Annotated in this window: 21 protein-coding genes and 1 tRNA gene; all 22 read right to left on the bottom strand. The window is 40.8% G+C overall.

Translation table 11 applies throughout. The features are described from left to right. Positions 1 to 38: 38 nt before the first annotated feature. Positions 39 to 112: transfer RNA gene (locus FFM66_RS04495), tRNA-Ile, on the bottom strand. A gap of 80 nt (positions 113 to 192) precedes the next feature. Then, on the bottom strand, positions 193 to 1203 hold the full coding sequence (locus tag FFM66_RS04490; RefSeq protein ID WP_137605122.1) for a glycoside hydrolase family 25 protein: 1011 nt from the start codon (positions 1201 to 1203) through the stop codon (positions 193 to 195). Between the two features lie 12 nt (positions 1204 to 1215). Beyond that, positions 1216 to 1515 (bottom strand): phage holin, encoded by a 300-nt coding sequence (locus FFM66_RS04485; protein ID WP_137605121.1) that lies wholly within the window; start codon positions 1513 to 1515, stop codon positions 1216 to 1218. A gap of 11 nt (positions 1516 to 1526) precedes the next feature. Continuing rightward, complete coding sequence (locus tag FFM66_RS04480) at positions 1527 to 1772, bottom strand: holin (RefSeq protein ID WP_137605120.1); 246 nt, start codon at positions 1770 to 1772, stop codon at positions 1527 to 1529. Between the two features lie 285 nt (positions 1773 to 2057). Then, positions 2058 to 4055: a BppU family phage baseplate upper protein gene (locus FFM66_RS04475; RefSeq protein ID WP_137605119.1), complete on the bottom strand. Its 1998-nt coding sequence runs from the start codon at positions 4053 to 4055 to the stop codon at positions 2058 to 2060. Beyond that, positions 4052 to 5074, bottom strand: coding sequence for a hypothetical protein (locus FFM66_RS04470; protein ID WP_137605118.1), 1023 nt, complete (start codon positions 5072 to 5074; stop codon positions 4052 to 4054). The genes FFM66_RS04475 and FFM66_RS04470 overlap by 4 nt, the downstream gene beginning before the upstream one ends. Further along, on the bottom strand, positions 5075 to 6094 hold the full coding sequence (locus FFM66_RS04465; protein ID WP_137605117.1) for a phage tail protein: 1020 nt from the start codon (positions 6092 to 6094) through the stop codon (positions 5075 to 5077). It abuts the gene before it with no gap. An 8-nt stretch (positions 6095 to 6102) separates the two neighbouring features. Continuing rightward, a complete protein-coding gene (locus FFM66_RS04460; RefSeq protein ID WP_137605116.1) occupies positions 6103 to 6933 on the bottom strand; it encodes a phage tail domain-containing protein in 831 nt (276 codons plus the stop codon). Continuing rightward, a complete protein-coding gene (locus tag FFM66_RS11510) occupies positions 6934 to 9600 on the bottom strand; it encodes a tape measure protein (protein WP_137605115.1) in 2667 nt (888 codons plus the stop codon). It abuts the gene before it with no gap. Next, positions 9601 to 10164, bottom strand: coding sequence for a Gp15 family bacteriophage protein (locus tag FFM66_RS04450; RefSeq protein ID WP_137605114.1), 564 nt, complete (start codon positions 10162 to 10164; stop codon positions 9601 to 9603). A gap of 9 nt (positions 10165 to 10173) precedes the next feature. After that, positions 10174 to 10614 (bottom strand): hypothetical protein, encoded by a 441-nt coding sequence (locus FFM66_RS04445; protein WP_137605113.1) that lies wholly within the window; start codon positions 10612 to 10614, stop codon positions 10174 to 10176. Positions 10615 to 10668: 54 nt separating this feature from the next. Next, positions 10669 to 11136 carry a phage tail tube protein gene (locus FFM66_RS04440; RefSeq protein WP_137605112.1) on the bottom strand — a complete coding sequence of 156 codons (468 nt, stop codon included), beginning with the start codon at positions 11134 to 11136 and terminating at the stop codon, positions 10669 to 10671. Between the two features lie 2 nt (positions 11137 to 11138). Then, a complete protein-coding gene (locus tag FFM66_RS04435) occupies positions 11139 to 11540 on the bottom strand; it encodes a minor capsid protein (RefSeq protein WP_137605111.1) in 402 nt (133 codons plus the stop codon). Further along, entirely contained in the window at positions 11540 to 11872 is a 333-nt protein-coding gene (locus FFM66_RS04430) for a minor capsid protein (protein ID WP_137605110.1), read from the bottom strand. The genes FFM66_RS04435 and FFM66_RS04430 overlap by 1 nt, the downstream gene beginning before the upstream one ends. Then, the gene (locus FFM66_RS04425; RefSeq protein ID WP_137605109.1) at positions 11872 to 12210 is read right to left on the bottom strand and encodes a putative minor capsid protein; all 339 of its coding nucleotides are present in this window, start codon (positions 12208 to 12210) and stop codon (positions 11872 to 11874) included. Before FFM66_RS04425 ends, FFM66_RS04430 begins: the two co-directional genes overlap by 1 nt. Next, on the bottom strand, positions 12207 to 12599 hold the full coding sequence (locus FFM66_RS04420; RefSeq protein ID WP_137605108.1) for a head-tail connector protein: 393 nt from the start codon (positions 12597 to 12599) through the stop codon (positions 12207 to 12209). The genes FFM66_RS04425 and FFM66_RS04420 overlap by 4 nt, the downstream gene beginning before the upstream one ends. 28 nt (positions 12600 to 12627) lie before the next feature. Continuing rightward, positions 12628 to 12873 (bottom strand): Ig-like domain-containing protein, encoded by a 246-nt coding sequence (locus FFM66_RS04415; protein ID WP_137605107.1) that lies wholly within the window; start codon positions 12871 to 12873, stop codon positions 12628 to 12630. 17 nt (positions 12874 to 12890) lie between these two features. Further along, on the bottom strand, positions 12891 to 13751 hold the full coding sequence (locus tag FFM66_RS04410) for a capsid protein (protein WP_137605106.1): 861 nt from the start codon (positions 13749 to 13751) through the stop codon (positions 12891 to 12893). 2 nt (positions 13752 to 13753) lie between these two features. Next, positions 13754 to 14341, bottom strand: coding sequence for a phage scaffolding protein (locus FFM66_RS04405; protein ID WP_171000795.1), 588 nt, complete (start codon positions 14339 to 14341; stop codon positions 13754 to 13756). Positions 14342 to 14448: 107 nt separating this feature from the next. Further along, positions 14449 to 14631, bottom strand: a complete 183-nt coding sequence (locus FFM66_RS04400; protein ID WP_118215394.1) for a hypothetical protein — start codon at positions 14629 to 14631, stop codon at positions 14449 to 14451. 5 nt (positions 14632 to 14636) lie between these two features. Continuing rightward, a complete protein-coding gene (locus FFM66_RS04395) occupies positions 14637 to 14858 on the bottom strand; it encodes a hypothetical protein (RefSeq protein WP_137605105.1) in 222 nt (73 codons plus the stop codon). 10 nt (positions 14859 to 14868) lie between these two features. Next, positions 14869 to 16017, bottom strand: coding sequence for a phage minor capsid protein (locus FFM66_RS04390; RefSeq protein ID WP_137605104.1), 1149 nt, complete (start codon positions 16015 to 16017; stop codon positions 14869 to 14871). Positions 16018 to 16020: the final 3 nt, after the last annotated feature.

The following is a 16020-nucleotide window of genomic DNA, read 5'->3' as shown; positions in this document are numbered from 1 at the left end:
TTACTATATATCGGATAAATCGATGATTAGAAAAACAATATACCTTGTAGGACTCCAACCTACGACCAGACGGTTATGAGCCGTCTGCTCTAAACAACTGAGCCAAAGGTATAAAACAAAAAACAACCACTCCATGGGAGGAGTGTCACAATTAGATTAATATGTACAAGCCCGCCAAAGCGGGCTGTTTGTCTACCAAGGTAACTTATTGTTATTAAGCGCTCGTTGCAACTCTTTCACGCAATCGGAAACTGGACTGATAAAGCCGTCCGCAGTTGTTCCCATGCGTTTTTGTAAGGCTACGATAGTTGCTTTTCCACATAAGCCATCAGCTTCTACTTTTAGCCATTTTTGCAAGGCTACAACTACATTTGATCCAATCAGTGTCTTGTCAAATTGCGCTGCATAAACATTTTGATTGTACTTTTGCTTGTACTGATGACTGATCACACCATCTTGTGTTGTGCCAAAGTATTGTTGCAATCGTTTTGCAGTAGCAGCGCCGAATTTACCATCAACAGTTAATTTGGTGTAGCTTGGTTTACTGGTTGAACCAGTGTTAGTGCTTCCAGTATTTGAATCAGTTGTTGCTGTTCCAAAGAAATAATTAAATCCTTTTTTTACAATGCGGTTCAAATCCAATGGACCAGAATATCCACTCAATTTGCCATTTGAAGTATATTGATGGATATCGTAGTTTGATGTAGCCGTCGGATTTGATCCGTTATATTGACCATTGTTTGAGCCGTATGTCGGGATCCAAATACCATCGAATTTTGAGGTATTGAGGTTAAAACTAGAATATAGATGGTTAGCAATATATGCTCCAACTTTTTTCGCTCCTAGGGATTTTAGTTTAGCTCGATACTTCTCTACGCCTCCACGCATATCCGACATCGATTTTTCTTCCACATCAAGCCACCAAAAGCTAGGATCATACGCCTTTGCGCGATTGTAAAAGTCTTTCGCTTCTGTCTCCATGTCAGAATGCGAAGATCCTCGGACCCATGCGTAGACAGCAATCGGCACACCTCTTTTTTTAAACTCGGAAATATGTGTTTTGTAGTGTTTATCGACGTAGTTTGATCCATATTGGATACGGATGATCACGCCGTCAACCGCTTTGGCCAACTTATCATAGTTGATAGACGAAGGTGTTTGCCACTCACTGATGTCTAAAATTACTGGTGTTGGAATACTCATAGTTTTTTCCCCCTAAACGTTATTTTCTTGATCGTCTTTGTCCACCACAGGATCTTTTCGCGGCTCTGTATACGTTAAAGCCTGCTGACTGTCTGATACACCACTAGTTGTTGGATCATTAACAATCCCGATGATGACTAAAACTGCAAATACTGTATTTACCACAACAATCAGCTTATTCACCAAAATGCCAAAATCATATTCAAACCCAAATACCGACATAATTGCCTGTACTGCTAGAGCAACCGCTGGAATCACTGCCAGCCAAAACGTCTTGCTTTTAATACGTACTTCCCAATTAATATTTTTCATCGCATTTTCTCCTATTTCAAAATATAATTCATAACCACATAGCCAATCACTGTTGCCAGTAGGCCCATCAACCAGTTCTTATTAGCTTTCTGCGCTTCCTTCAGCTCCTTGATATCCTCCTTGTTAGTAACGGACATCGCATGAGCTTCATTTGCTTTTTTAGAAAGCTCGTCTAATCCTTTAGTGTTACTCTCAATCTTAGTAAGTCGTTGAAGTACCTCCCGCCACAATTCTTCCTCTCCACTTCCGTTTGCCATAACTCACCAACTTTCCAAAATAAAAGGAACAAGCTTACGCCTGCTCCTTAATTTCCAATTAACAAACCTACTAACCATTCCCAACTCATGCACTGTAATCCCCCTTAAGTGACACCCTAAAGCACCCCAGAAGTCACTAGTCGCTTGTTGGAAACTTTCTGTAGATCTTGTTTTAATTTCCTATTTACTCATTTCTCACTCTCCTTTTCTCAATATAAAAAGGCAGCCGATTTCTCGGCTACCTCGCTTTCATTTTGTTTTCAGTTAGTTCACAGTTTGGTTCCACTAGCTAATAAATTGCCCAATGTCATTGACATAAGAAACAGCAAATCGCCCACCAAACCTATACTCGTAGTTCACTTGTATAACAACATTTTCAAATTGCTTATGGTAGATTTTACCCATAGAAGAACTTCTATGTTCAATCCAACTGAAAGGATTCCCTCTGCCTTCTTCGCCTTTTCTCATCGTTTGGTTAAAATTGTCAAAAGTGATAGCTAAAGCCAAATTATCCTTACCACTTGTATTCAAAACGGCGATAGACTTTACATCATCTGTTTCTTGCCAATTCTCAATTTCATAACCCGTTTTTTTAATTGCATATGCGTTGCCCGTTGAGGTCTTGATAATATCACCAAAACTCGCCCAATACGGAAACATCATGCCATAACCGTTTTTAACTTCCGTAGCCCTTAAAAATTTTACTTTTCCCTTTATATCTAAAACACCATTCTTTATTGTGTGATAGGTGATTATCTCCATAAGTGGATTATTTAAATCTGATAAATGATAACCTTTCACGTGCTGAACCAACTGCACTGTACCCACATCAAGCATAAAAGAATCATCACGCCATGCTGTCACTTCATCACCATCAACTAAAATTTTTGGGTCTGATACCTTAAACGCACTTCCTTCAGCGTTATGTTCGGGGACAAAGTTGTATGCTTCAGCACTTCCATGTGGTCTAATTTCAAAAGCAAAATCTTTGTTGGAATAGCTGTATAGTAGTTCATCGTCTTTTTGTCCCTCAAAAACATCGTTATACACGTTAAACGTTCTGAAAGTATCTTGTGGTCGTGTACCTCCGTAGTAGAAATAACCTCTAGCGTTTCCGCTTGATGGCGGATTTTGTGGGTCGGCGCCTTTGAAAATTGCTTTAATTGTATGATTCTTTTTTTCTAATTCATCAAACAAGACAGTCTCTTTATACATGGCGACATCACTGTAGGCACTTTTCGTTACTTTTCGCTCACTACCCGTACCCTCGTCCAGAATAAACTCCCAAACGCCACTGCGGTTTTCACAATAATGGTAAAAAGTTATCTTCTTGCCGACGAAGTTTGCGGTGATATACGTTCCTACCTCATTGACTATATAATTTGGAGCATATGTTTTTTCAACAACCCCTACTATTTCAGTGGCGTTTACCATATCACTAATTTTAGTCGAGCGATTAGCAGTGCCAATGTATCCTCCAAGAGCTAAAATGTAATCGTCGTTGGCGTTTTTAGCGAACTCGTATGTTAATATTTTGCTCGAAGACAGTTCAACGTTGACATTGAAAGTTTTGTTGGCTTGGTTACCTAATTTTACATTCATATTTTTAACACTTGATAATTTATTGATTTCATCCACATAGTCGGTTTGAGTCAAGTAATTTTTAGCAGTTTGTGCCAACTGCGCGCTAACCTCAGCTACATCCGTTCGAAGTGCAAACGGTTCTAACTTTTCTTCGATTTCAGTTTTATTGTAAACATCAGCGTTATTAAAAATTTCGGTTTGCTCGTCAATTCGTCGCTCTAACTCTTGCATTTTAGTAGTAGCTTCCGATTCAAAGTCCGTCCACCGTTGCCAGTAGCTGTCGCTGAATTCAGGCAGATTCGCATCGATGTCCGAGATTCCCATGTTGATGTAGAAATACCCTGCATGCAACGTCTGATCGCTTGAAAAATCAATATACAGCGTACATCTGATCTGACCGCTGTAGCCGAGGAATTCTTTCGGGATCACGAATGTAACGATGCCATTCACTCGATCCTCGATCTCAGGTGTGTAGATCATCATCTGCTTTGATCCGCTGAGTTTCACAGCAGAAAGTCGGATTTCAGAACCTTCAGGAAGTCCAAGTGGTTGCCCATCTTTCAGGATGTGGATCCGTTGGAGTCCGCTGTTTTCATCGTACGAGTAATACTGAGCCCGCTGTGAATCAACAGTCTTCTTGACTGGACTGATCTCAATCGAAATCTCATTTGTTTTAAAAATTTTGTTATCTTCATTCATTCCGTGAACACCTGCCCACCATAAGTTTTAGATTCCATCGTGGTACCGCTGATCGAAGCACCAGTGGCACGATAAATAGTTGATCCTTCTGATCGATATACTATATTGTTTTCTGTTCCTGAAACGGTGTTTGAAATTCTCACGCCCGTTCCAAAAGTACCTTTGAGCGCATAATATTGGTTTGAAGCGTGGCAACCGTAAATATTTCCAGAAACACATCGCTCCCATCCAAATGCTGTATAGCCATCGATATTTTTCGTGTTTTGAACCGCCCGGCATTTATCCGCAACGCCGTACATTGATCCAATAAAATAAACAAAACTTTTCGGTGAATTCGCTACATCCGTTTGGGTAAAGCCTCTGACCGCACAGTACATTCCACAATCAGTGAATATAACTGACCTCACAAAAACGCCGGTATCTCCGACTGAAGCATCTACTACCGAAAGGTTCGTTGCTACGATCTCAAGCCTGCCACTTGTGATATTGGAAATCACGACATCTTCCAGATACACGCCTGGCTCCACATAGATATAGAATTGGCTCGTGGATAGCAACGGCAGACTATTGATTGCCGCTTGAATCGTTTTGAACGGTTTTTCTTCTGTTCCGTCAGCAGTTGTGTCGTTTCCTAATTCCGCTGAAACAAACAACGAGATCGAGCCGCCAGATCCTCCATAGAGTTCTTGAATCGTTGAATTTAACTGAGTGATAGCATCACTCTGATTTTTGATCAACTGATTTACTAGTGTTAGTTCCTCTTTAGTTAACAGCTCCCCAGCGGCTAATCGTTCTCGAAGCGTTTCAAAGATAACCCCCTCAGTGTTGACCCGCGCATCCACGACTTCATTCGGGCTATCACCACCGGCATTCAACACGAGATTATCGATCCGTTTATTTGTTGCCTGATTTCTTTGGTCAACTCGTGTTTCCAATCCATTTAAATAATCGACATTGTCATTAAACGTCTTCTTCCACTCTGAGCTGATCGCGTTTTTTACTAATTTCATTAAGCCCAATTACAACACTCCTTTCTTCCGCAAATTTGCAAGAATATTTGTCATTGTTTTTTTATTGTTTGACAGTGTTACCTCTGGCGGTTTGTTAGGAACCAATGGATATTTTTTCAATCCGACCACTTGGATCATCTGACAAACATTGAGTGGCTCGTAGACAAACGTCACTTTGTCCCCACGATTTAGATCAATCGCCCATTTGATATTCACCGTTCCCGAAATGTCCGGATAATCGTGGATATCCCGCCTTAGTCTCGCACTCATACTGCTTGCGACAGTGAATCGATCATCGTTCACGGGATCTTGAATACGGATGCCCCATTTAGCCGATTCAGGCGAGGTATATGTGATTGGGCTAAAATAGTAGCTATCGTCTTCTTTTTTCTTGCCGAATCCGCGAATCTGTGTTTTTAAGCTATACGTATCGATCTCAAAGTGGACTTCATCGGTATTAAACTTGTACCGTATCTGTTCTTGTGTTTCATTTCCGTAATAACTCCGCGGATAAAACCGCAAGTGTTTATTATCAGGGATCACCACTGCATCGTAGTCCGACAACACTTCATCGATTAGCTTCAGATAGTTTCCATCGCCAAAATTTTCCTGCTCGATTCGACTGAAGACGCCGTTCGTATTGATTACTTCATAGCTAAATCCCCGGTTTCCTGCTGAAAAGATATGCGATAGACATTGATTGATAGAGAAAGTCCCTGTCATCTGCTCGTATTGATAGCCATCTTGGATCGTGTAATAGACGTGTGTGGCGATCACTTCTTTAAACCGCTGTGCGCCGACCGCGTAGTCTTTCATCTGCTTGATAATAAATTCCTGACCGTTCCAAAAAACAGAGCTTTCGTAGTCTACGAGATCAAATGAATGGGCATTTGCTTTGGTTTTCATCACCAAAAAGCCGACTTCCCACGTTTCGTTTTCTTGCCAATTTTCAAAAAAAGAGTCCCTGTCAACACCGACAAGGATCTCTTCTTTGGTTTTCTCGAAATTTGCTATTACGATATCGCTCATTCCATCACCTACTTATACAGAAAACGGAAATCCCACGCCGTTTTGATACGTGAAGCGTTGGAGATTTCAATTTTATTTTCGCCAGGCACTAAACTGATCAAGCCGTGATTTGTGTCAATCCCACAGTGAATACCATTTTTTAGAGGGTAGACACCATCAAGCGTTAATGTCTCGCCGCTAACGGGATTGAGTGAACCACGGTAGATAAATCGCTCACCAGTGGTTGCATTGAACAACGTGAGATCGCCATCGCTCATCCCTTCAATTTTGATTTTCAGGTAATTTTCTCTTGGATCAATCGTGAAATCGCCGGCATTGAAAATCGTAAAGCGACTGGTCTGATGAGTGTATTCGTAATCCTCAGAAACTAAACCTTGTGAGAATTGCCAGCTTTCATCTAGGCTGAAATTGGAAAGTGTGGAAGCGATAGATTCCGAGTGTCCGGAATCAACACTAAGTTCGGCAGACACCTTTAAAATGAAGGAGGCGGATCGCTCAATATCAAACGCAGATACCGAAACTTTAAATCGTTTTCCCGGCTCTTTAGAATAGAAAAAGTAAAATTCTGACTCTTTGAAAAACAAGCGCCGTAATTCTATTTCTGCCAATACCGAATCGTCTAAACCAGATGTATACACACGAAAATTAAACATGATCCCAAAGGCATCCATGTTGCTATTAACAAGACGGCGACCGTTTGAGCCGGAAAATTGTGTGTAGGTGTTGTTCGGGACCGGCCCTTCAAGCTTGATGTCAGTGTATTTAATGTTGTATCGCTCTGCTAGATCAATAACTTCGTTGCTAAACCCCAATTTTACAACTACTCCTGAGCTACTCATCTACGCACCACTTCCGTTCGTATAAAATTTTCTTTTCAAGACTGCCCCGTTTGTTTGATCGACGCTGTTACCGATTATTTGACCGTCCAAGATTGATTGGACGACTAGCGGACGTTGCTGAATAGCGTCTATAATCTGTTTCAAATCAGATTTGGTGTTGGTGTTATACGTATTATTGACGATCTGGCTAGTTGCTGCATATCCTCTGACAGCACCGATGTTGCGAGTACCCAGTGCCATTTCAGGACTTATATTGTTCGTCAAACCGTCTGATAATTGGCGCATTGCTTTATAGGCTGTATCCGCATCCGCATCAATACCAACTGCAATCCCTTGTGGAATGAACTTCCCGACATAATCTCTCATCCATCGAGAAGGCGAATGAATACCTAACGCTCCGGTAATCTTGTCTTTGATGTTGCCAGCAACCTCCGAAATTTTATTTTTCACAGCATCAACCATAGAACCAATACCATTAATCAATCCCTGTATAATATTTTTTCCTATATCATACAAATTGATATCCCCAATAGATTTAAAAAAACCTTTGATAGCTTCAATTTTTCCGTTCACAATTCCCTTTGCTGTTTCAAGAACATTACTGATCGTATTTTTGATTCCTTCTAAAATTGAAGAAGTGATTTGTTTGATACCTTCCCAAACCTGTGACCAGTCGCCTTTAATAGCTCCTGTGATTATTTTTATTACTCCTTGGATAACTCCCATAACGGTATTGATTACATTCCGAATTTGATTCATTACTCCATTTACTACTGCCATAATCGTGCTAAGTGTTGATTGGAAAGTTGCCTGAATCGCCGACCATACGACTTGGACTAAAGCCATAATGGCTGATCCCCAAGTATTCCAGAAATTTTGAATTGCAGTAAGAACAACTGTTACAGCTAACTGTATGGCACCTAATGCAATTTGGAAAGCTACTTGAATTGCCCCCCATACCATTTGGACAGTCGTAAGAATCGTTTGCTGATTTTCGTTCCACCATGCTACAACCGATCCCCAAATTTCTTGAATAAAGGCCGCAATAGATGTAATTGCAGGCTGTAAGAATGCAATAATAGCAGTCCATGCAGCGATAACGGCATTTCTAAATCCTTCATTAGTATTCCATAGGTAAATTACTGCTGCTAAAAGAGCTCCTATTGCAGCAATTATCCAACCAACCGGACCCATAAAACCGGCTATCATTTTAATTGCTCCGCCGATACCGACATTACTTAAAATAGTGAAAGCGGTAGATAAAACGGTAATTGCTGTGGAAACGGTGCTGATTATTGATGTAATGGCAAGATAACCTTTGAATGCAAGAAAAGCTCCTCCTGCAGCAACGACAACGCCCGTCAGAGCCTCGATGATTCCTTTGTTTTCTTCAATCATTGTTCCAAAATTCTCAATAGCTGGCACTAATTCATTTGTAATAAATTCGCCGACGTTTGTTCGCAAAACATCAGCAAAATTCATAAACGCATCGATTGCAGGTCCGACAAAATCGAGTAACGTATTTAATACTCCTGTAAAAATATCGATGGCCACCGGCAAAACTACCGAGAATATATTGCCAAAGTTTTCAAAATTGGCTTTGAAATTTTCAATCGCGTTAGATATGATTGGAACGATTGTACTAAATACATTCTCAATCGTTTGTTGAATTTTAGGTATTTGACCAGCAACTGATTCGACAACTTTACCCACGACATCTTTTATTGATTCGAAGGTCTCTTTAAAAACCTCTAAAGCGCCTGTATCAGTGAAAGCTATTTGCATATTTTGAATATGAGGTAGCACGTTTTGAATGCCTTCGACAATAAAATTGAATCCGTCTGAAACAGCACCAGAAAAATCATTAATTACTCCAACGATATTTCCTTTGCCAATAGCGTTGATAATATCTTGAATACCGCTGACAACATTTGCTTTCAAGGAACCAAAAGCTCCCTCAAATGTAGCTGTAGAAGTAGCTGCTTCTTTTGCAACATCAGTCATCCCGAGCTCTTTAATCGCTTCGTTAAATTCATTCGAGGTAATCATGCCTTTTTCCATAGCGTCACGGAAATTGCCAGTATATGCACCATTTTCCTTCATAGCCTTTTGGAGAATACCACTCGCTCCCGGAATGGCATCTGCTAATTGGTTCCAGTTTTCAGTTGTTAGCTTTCCAGCTCCGGCTGTTTGTGTCAGCATCATCGCAACGGTTTTAAAGGTATCGGAATTCCCACCGGCTACTGCATTAAGGTTTCCGGCAGCCTCCGTTAATCCTTGATAGTCTTTAACACCGTTAGCCGCTAATTGAGCGGTTGTGTTGGCGACATCAGTCAATTCATATACCGTTTTATCGGCGTAATCTTGTACTGCTTTACTAGATTTCTCAATTTCTTTATTGCTAAAACCAGCAAATTGCATAGTGGATTTAAACTTATCCATGCTATCGCTAGCTTTAATAGCTTCACCGGCTAAGTCTTTGACTGCACCGCTAACAAAGTTAAATACAGCACTAGCAACTTTCACCAAACCTATCGAAACGGCTAAGTCCTTAATGGACGAACCAGCCTTTTTCCCGGTTCCGGTTAGTTTGTCTAGATCGCTATTGAGGACTTTTACTTCTTTTCCATCAACATCGACTAGAATTGTTACGCTTCCATCTGCCAACTATTCCACCTCCTCGCTTTCGTTTTCTAAGGAGTATTTGGCTTGAAGCAATTTCATTCGCTCCTTTTCTTCTTTGCTATCTCCTTTTGATGGGCGCCACTCTCGAATCTGAACTATTCGAGAAAGAATAGCGTCATCTGGTAAACTTTCTAGCAACGCTTGAAATTCTTCCCACGAAAGCTTGCCCTGTTCTTGAAATAAATTAATGCCAATCTGACGAAAAGAAGCGTAAATATATTTAGCATCTTTCACGAGATCAACTGATTTTTTTTTATTGATAGAATTTGGTAATGGATTGCCTAAGCGATCTTTAGGAACGGACTTAGACTTTCCAAGCAAAATATAATCGTTCAAAATTTCTTTCCACAAAACGATTTGTTTTTCTGTCGGAAGTTCGTTTTCTCCAATCGTCAAATTTAAAGCAACGTCTATCCGTTCCCAATCGAAGAGCGATTTGTCTGCTAGCACATCAAGAACATCAAGAACGTTGTCAAACGCCAAATCTAAGGGATAACAAATGCCCTCAAAAGAAATAGATGTGGTTAATGGGTCGTTCAACCGCATTTAGACCACCTACTTCTTTTTCTTGTTTTTCAATGCTTTTTTCTTAAGCATGTTTGCTTTGCGTTCTGCGAGCTTGTCTTCTCGACCCTTTGCATCATTTTCAATTGATTCCGCAACTTGTTCAGCGATTGGGTCAAAGAGATCAAACAACTGCACCGCATCAGGATATTTTTTGTAAATTTTTTCGTATGATCCATTGCCTAAAAGCGCATCGTATTGAAGGGCATTCAAATCATTAGAAATATCAATGAGTTTTTCGACATCTCTTTTTTGCAGATTGTCTACATCCACTTCCAATTTTTCCCGTTTTTGGAGCAACGGCTTCACTTTTTCCTCAATTTCGCTCTGTACATCAAAAAAACGAGTTAATTCTTCAACGGAAGTACCGAAGAAAAATTCAATGTTTCCGATAGTAATCGGAAAACCCGAAACTTTAATATCAAATTGCATATAATTTCCCTCCTAATTAAAAAAACGAAGGAGAAAAATCTCCCTCGATCTTTTTCAGCCTTCTGACACAGGCGTAACTGGTGTCCATTCTGGTGTTGAATCAAATGTGATGGTGCAAGAAAAATCACCAAAAGCAGTAGCATCACCAACCTGTGCGACTGGTTCTTTTACTGTGGCTTTGCCGACACGTTCCTTATCTTTCGTTGGCTTAACTACTTTGTACCAAATTTTCCGTCCATCACCATTTTTCCCAATCATTGCTTCAATAGCACTCATCGCTGGATCAGAATCATCGTAGAAACCTGTAAAAGAATGTCCAAGTTGGTGGCTCAATACTTCGTCTTCAGGATTTCCGTCGCCATCATAATATCCAGTGGCTTCTGATTCTTCATTTGAAGCGTCATCTACATTGCTAATAAATTTAGCTAGTTCCAACCATTCCGCTTCGGTTGCAGCTTCTCTATTCGTTTCTGTTATCGGTTGAATAAAATAGCCCGTTAAGGCATTCTTAGTTCTTGCCATTTTTATTTTTCCCCTTTCGGATATGTTGTTAATTTCGCCTGAACATCAAGCGAAAAAATGTAATTTCGTTTATCATCCAATTGATTGATAAACGGCTTGTTTGTAATTGAAATTGAATCAAAATCAAAAGAACCATCTGAGCTAACAAGCTTAGACAGTTCTTCGAGATAATTCTGCACCAGCCACAAAGTGTTGCTGATTTTTTGCTGATCCTGTGATTTCATTGCAAACTCAAAATTTAGTTGCTGGTCCTTTACTCCGTCGAAAAATTCTCGAACTACTTTGCTTCCAGGCAACGGATAGACACAGAAAGATTCGGTCGGCTGTAAATAGCCGATTCTGCAACGGATAGGCATGTCCTCAATAGCATTGACGCTATCTTTTAATCGTTCGATAAAATCCATCACAATCCCGCTCCTTTCTTAAACGCATCTAGCCAGTCAGACATAAAAATAGAACGTGCTTTGAGATCCCAACGTGGTCCTGTTCCAGGCGTTGTGTAGTTCCAGCCACTAGGAGCATAGAATTGACGACGAGCATAGACAGAATCCCAAAAGATGGAGCTTCCGTCAGGCTCTACTCCACTGGCCATTCGCAAATCGCCTTCTCGCATTGGAACGAAATTCTCGTTCATGTCCGTCAACATTTGGTTTGCCATAACGAATTGACCACGTTCAAAGTTTTTCTCTGAAAGCTTTGCTCGAACGCCTTTTAGATCAACTTTAATCCCCGGCATCAAACCACCTCCAAGCGCCAACCGATTTCATGACCGTTGATGATCAGCGGCTTAGAAAGAACAATAGTATAGTCTGTTCCGTTGAACGAGATTGGCGTGTTCAATTCAAAATCCGGCAATTCTCCGCTGTATTTGTATGTCATAGTTACGGAAGCGTTCGGCGCTTTCTCTGATGAATCATTGCCACCGTGGGAAAACTTGGTTGAGAGATTGAACCAAACGTAATTGATGACTGTCTCATCGTAAATAGGCTTGCCCCAATCATCCTCGCCGTTTTTCTTTTTATAGGTAATTGAGTGGCAAAATGCTCTTTTCGGCGGTAGTCGGTAATAACTCATTGACCCAGCCCCCTAAAAAGCAGACCTGTTCCAGACAGCATCGCTAAGGTATCATCTGAAATGATAGACGGTGATTCATTCGTTCCGCTAGCGTTGTAACGACTAGATTCCGAAACGCTCATACCGTCCACTGACCAACTTTGAGGTGTATTGATTTCAAACGAAGTTGTGGCTCCTGTTTGATACATGTATTCAACTTGCAATGCCACAGCCTTCTTGAATTTTGTTTTCCGAAAATCGATGTCGGTTTCCAAATCATTGAATTGATAAAAATTCCGAGTTTGAATATCGAGGTAGTCACACACCCGTTGGATCAAGCCTTCAAATTCATCCTGTTTGATATCGGAATATCCAAACGATGTGTATTCCTCATACGTTAAGTAGGCCATAGTCTTCCCTCCAATCAAAAAGGAGGAGCTATGCCCCTCCCGTTGCTGCTACAGTCACTTCGCACGTTGCTGTCTTGCCGTTAGCCGTTGTTGCGGTGATAATAGCGGTTCCTTCAGCTACCGCTGTCACCTTGCCTTGCACTGGCGTGACAGTAGCAATCGCCGTATCGCTTGAGCTAAACTGCACCGACTTGTCGGACGTATCATCAGGCGAAACGGTTGCTTTTAACGTTGCCGTGCCCCCAACTTCAAGAGATAGCGTTGTTTGATCCAACGTCACTCCTGATGGGGCTACGCTTTTGGGACGTACGAAACATAAATCGCTTTTTTCGCGTTATCAAATACAATCGCATCGTAGTAATCCAATCCTTTGATTGTGTCACGGTAACCGTTACGGTCTTGGCTAGCTGGGACGGTGTCAACAGTACCAAATTTAACGATAGGAGCAATCGCTGTTAATGGTGTGATGATAAAGTTCACTGTATCTAGGATTGTCAAACCCGACATGCGATCTTTAGCGACTTTGATGATCGGCACTCCACCATCAATTTGAGCAACAGTACGATTGATTCCGTTGATCTGCATTTGATTTGTGGAGAAAGTCTTGCTGACACCTTCTGCATTTTTCAACAAACGATACGTAGCAGCAGAAACGAACATTACATATCCGCCAGGAACTTCGTTATCAGTCATATATTCTTCTGCGGCATCATATGCGGCAAGGATATTAGCTGTCGTCAACGTTTCGTTAACTTTGTTACCGGCGCCATCATACATAACTTGAATAGCTACCTTGTCACGATGTGGAACAGTGATCAACCGTTTGTGTTCAGTAACGATATTGTTAATAGTCAAAGCTGCACTTTCCGATTGATCCAATTGATCTACATCATACGCAAACCAGTCTTCGTGAGTAAGTTTAATCGTTTCTTTCTCTATGCTAACTGCATTTCTAGCGTTATCCTGATTACGTTTGTATTGCGTTGCTTCAACAAAACCGCTCATTTTGTTAATTCGAACTTCATTCGCTCCAACAAAGTCGGCAGCCGTAATGCTTTTTGCTCCTTGAGTTAATACGTCCCACACTTGGGAATCAGTGCGGAATTCTTTATCAATAGTTGCTAAATCTTTGCTATCTAATACTAATGGCATATCTATTCACCTAATCTTTCCTGTATTTTTTGTACCAACGTTTTATCATTTCCTGAAGGCCCTTGAGGATTTCCCCCAGCGAAAAACGTAGGAGTTGGTTTATCCTCGTTTTGTTCTTGTTGCTGAAATAAGAATGCTTTGCTTTCTTGTAGGGATTTTAGTTGTTCATCAAATCCTTGTAATTTGCCATCAACGACTTTAATCGTGTCCTTGTCTAATTGAGTAAGGACAATGTCCTCATCAAGCGCCTGCGCTTCTTTAAGCGCCAATTTGATAGCAAAATCTTTCTGTTGTTCAGCAAGTTTCGTTTCAGAATCTGCTTTCGTTTTATCAAAAGCAGATTGCAGTTCAGCTAGTTGCTTCGTCAAATCTTCGTTGCCTTTTGCCGATTCTTTCAGCGTGTCCAGCTCTGTTTGATTAGCAGTAAGTTGCTCTTCTAGTTGTTCCTTTTGCGATTTCATCTTGTCAAAACGTTCGTCAAGTTTTTCCTCACTCGCTAGATAAAATTTTTTCTCAGGCATGCCACTAACGACTGCGGTTGCTTGTTCTTCTGTAAGACCGTTTGAAATCAGATACTCTTTAAAACTCATTGTTTTTCCTCCTATACGGTTTTTACGAGGTTCCATCTCTTTAGTAGTCTGATTGTTCTTTAACGCCTGCAATCAGTAAAAAGGCATAATAAAAAGCCTAGCGACTGCTAGACTTCTGTTTCTCTCAATGCATAACCTGCAGTAGAAGTATTATTAAACATAGCCGAGCGTTTCACGCCTGTAGCAACCCCGATATAATCGAAACTGAAACCTGTTGTGGTTGGTCTAAAATTTTCCACACCTTTGAAATGATAGGTCTGTCCATTATTTGTGAATACGATTAATTCCATTTAATTTACACCTCCGTTTCTTGAATCAATTGTTGTTTTGCAATCTCAACCATGCCGATAACCTGTGTTGAACTTAGTTGAGTGTAAAAGGTGTTGATAAAACCATCTTTATCCATGCCTACAACTATAATGCTGTCAGCATCTTTGAAGAATTCTTTCGATTTATCCATAAACTCTTCATTGCTAACACCACGCTCTTTTTTGCGTTTCAATTCTTTAAAATCCATTTCTTCCTCCTTACGAATAAACTTGTTCTCGTGAGTAATCACGATGCAATAGACTGCTGTTGTCGCTAATAAATTGCCTTAAAGCGGATTGTCGTTGACGAATCAATTTAGAAAAATGTTCTGCATTTTCATCATCGCCCATCGCCTTAGATGCATTAAGATGTTTTTTCGCTTGCCGAATTGATGCTTCCAAACGACGCTGTTTTGCAACAATCTCAGCATTTTTCATGGCTTCCTCCGGTGTTGGCGGCTTTGGAATGTTGTTCTTGGTAATACCGGGAATGCCAGGATATAACCGATGGTGGCAATGGATTCCTTGTGTTCCTCCAGCTGTACCGTAGCCGAAATCGTAAATGGACGGGTACTGACGGAATTCATCAGGAGCCTGTTCTTTTGGCACAGTTAGTACCCATCCACCTTGTATTAGTGCACACGCTTCACGAGCAGCAGATTTGCTACTCATTAAAGCAGTGACGATGCCGTAGTCTTTTGATCTCGACAAACGCAGATCATTGTACACGTGGTTTTTAGTAGCGGTGATCACACTGCGAACATAACGTTCGAGCGACCATTCACGCCCTGCCTTGTCTTTAAAGCCACTTGTGATGCCTTGGTCTACCAAATCGTAGATCGCTGTACGAAACGCTTTATCAGGCGTTACCAGACCACCAACTACTTTAGCCACCGTATCATTTAAGACTTGCTGATAAGACTTAGCAATCCAACTATCGCCAAAATTGGTGGTAATTAACGTTTGATTGACGTGATTATCAAAATCGAGCCATTGACTATCAAAATACTGATTTAAAATCGCATCAAGGTTGCTCCAGCTTTTGACATCAGTATCCATCAGATTGGCAAACTCTTGATTAGCTTCCTGCCCGATTTCATAGCCGTCATCCAAGATGATTTCTTGCAAAATCTTTTTTGAGTAAGCAGAAGTTTCTTTAACCAACTCTTCGATAGTCTGCATGTCTAGCAAACCAAGCTGTTGCAATTTTTCGATTTGCCACTGAAAGACGGTATCTTCTGATAGCTCCGATGCCGTTTTAAAATTCAATCGATCAATCAGCTGTTTCATGATTTCTTCTTCAAGAGCTTCATACGCATCTTGGATCAATGCGCCTTTGATGTCTAATTGGCGAGGTGTGATAGGCATTCA

Origin of the sequence: Enterococcus songbeiensis (genome assembly GCF_005405265.1) — a bacterium.
GTDB lineage: Bacteria > Bacillota > Bacilli > Lactobacillales > Enterococcaceae > Enterococcus_C > Enterococcus_C songbeiensis.
This window is presented reverse-complemented; position numbering and strand designations above follow the sequence as displayed.

Bases quoted from the DNA above. Each gene is read 5' to 3' on its own strand.
- FFM66_RS04490 (WP_137605122.1), bottom strand. From the start codon at position 1,203: ATGAGTATTCCAACACCAGTAATTTTAGACATCAGTGAGTGGCAAACA.
- FFM66_RS04485 (WP_137605121.1), bottom strand. From the start codon at position 1,515: ATGAAAAATATTAATTGGGAAGTACGTATTAAAAGCAAGACGTTTTGG.
- FFM66_RS04480 (WP_137605120.1), bottom strand. From the start codon at position 1,772: ATGGCAAACGGAAGTGGAGAGGAAGAATTGTGGCGGGAGGTACTTCAA.
- FFM66_RS04475 (WP_137605119.1), bottom strand. From the start codon at position 4,055: ATGAATGAAGATAACAAAATTTTTAAAACAAATGAGATTTCGATTGAG.
- FFM66_RS04465 (WP_137605117.1), bottom strand. From the start codon at position 6,094: ATGAGCGATATCGTAATAGCAAATTTCGAGAAAACCAAAGAAGAGATC.
- FFM66_RS04460 (WP_137605116.1), bottom strand. From the start codon at position 6,933: ATGAGTAGCTCAGGAGTAGTTGTAAAATTGGGGTTTAGCAACGAAGTT.
- FFM66_RS04450 (WP_137605114.1), bottom strand. From the start codon at position 10,164: ATGCGGTTGAACGACCCATTAACCACATCTATTTCTTTTGAGGGCATT.
- FFM66_RS04445 (WP_137605113.1), bottom strand. From the start codon at position 10,614: ATGCAATTTGATATTAAAGTTTCGGGTTTTCCGATTACTATCGGAAAC.
- FFM66_RS04440 (WP_137605112.1), bottom strand. From the start codon at position 11,136: ATGGCAAGAACTAAGAATGCCTTAACGGGCTATTTTATTCAACCGATA.
- FFM66_RS04435 (WP_137605111.1), bottom strand. From the start codon at position 11,540: ATGGATTTTATCGAACGATTAAAAGATAGCGTCAATGCTATTGAGGAC.
- FFM66_RS04430 (WP_137605110.1), bottom strand. From the start codon at position 11,872: ATGCCGGGGATTAAAGTTGATCTAAAAGGCGTTCGAGCAAAGCTTTCA.
- FFM66_RS04425 (WP_137605109.1), bottom strand. From the start codon at position 12,210: ATGAGTTATTACCGACTACCGCCGAAAAGAGCATTTTGCCACTCAATT.
- FFM66_RS04420 (WP_137605108.1), bottom strand. From the start codon at position 12,599: ATGGCCTACTTAACGTATGAGGAATACACATCGTTTGGATATTCCGAT.
- FFM66_RS04410 (WP_137605106.1), bottom strand. From the start codon at position 13,751: ATGCCATTAGTATTAGATAGCAAAGATTTAGCAACTATTGATAAAGAA.
- FFM66_RS04405 (WP_171000795.1), bottom strand. From the start codon at position 14,341: ATGAGTTTTAAAGAGTATCTGATTTCAAACGGTCTTACAGAAGAACAA.
- FFM66_RS04400 (WP_118215394.1), bottom strand. From the start codon at position 14,631: ATGGAATTAATCGTATTCACAAATAATGGACAGACCTATCATTTCAAA.
- FFM66_RS04395 (WP_137605105.1), bottom strand. From the start codon at position 14,858: ATGGATTTTAAAGAATTGAAACGCAAAAAAGAGCGTGGTGTTAGCAAT.
- FFM66_RS04390 (WP_137605104.1), bottom strand. From the start codon at position 16,017: ATGCCTATCACACCTCGCCAATTAGACATCAAAGGCGCATTGATCCAA.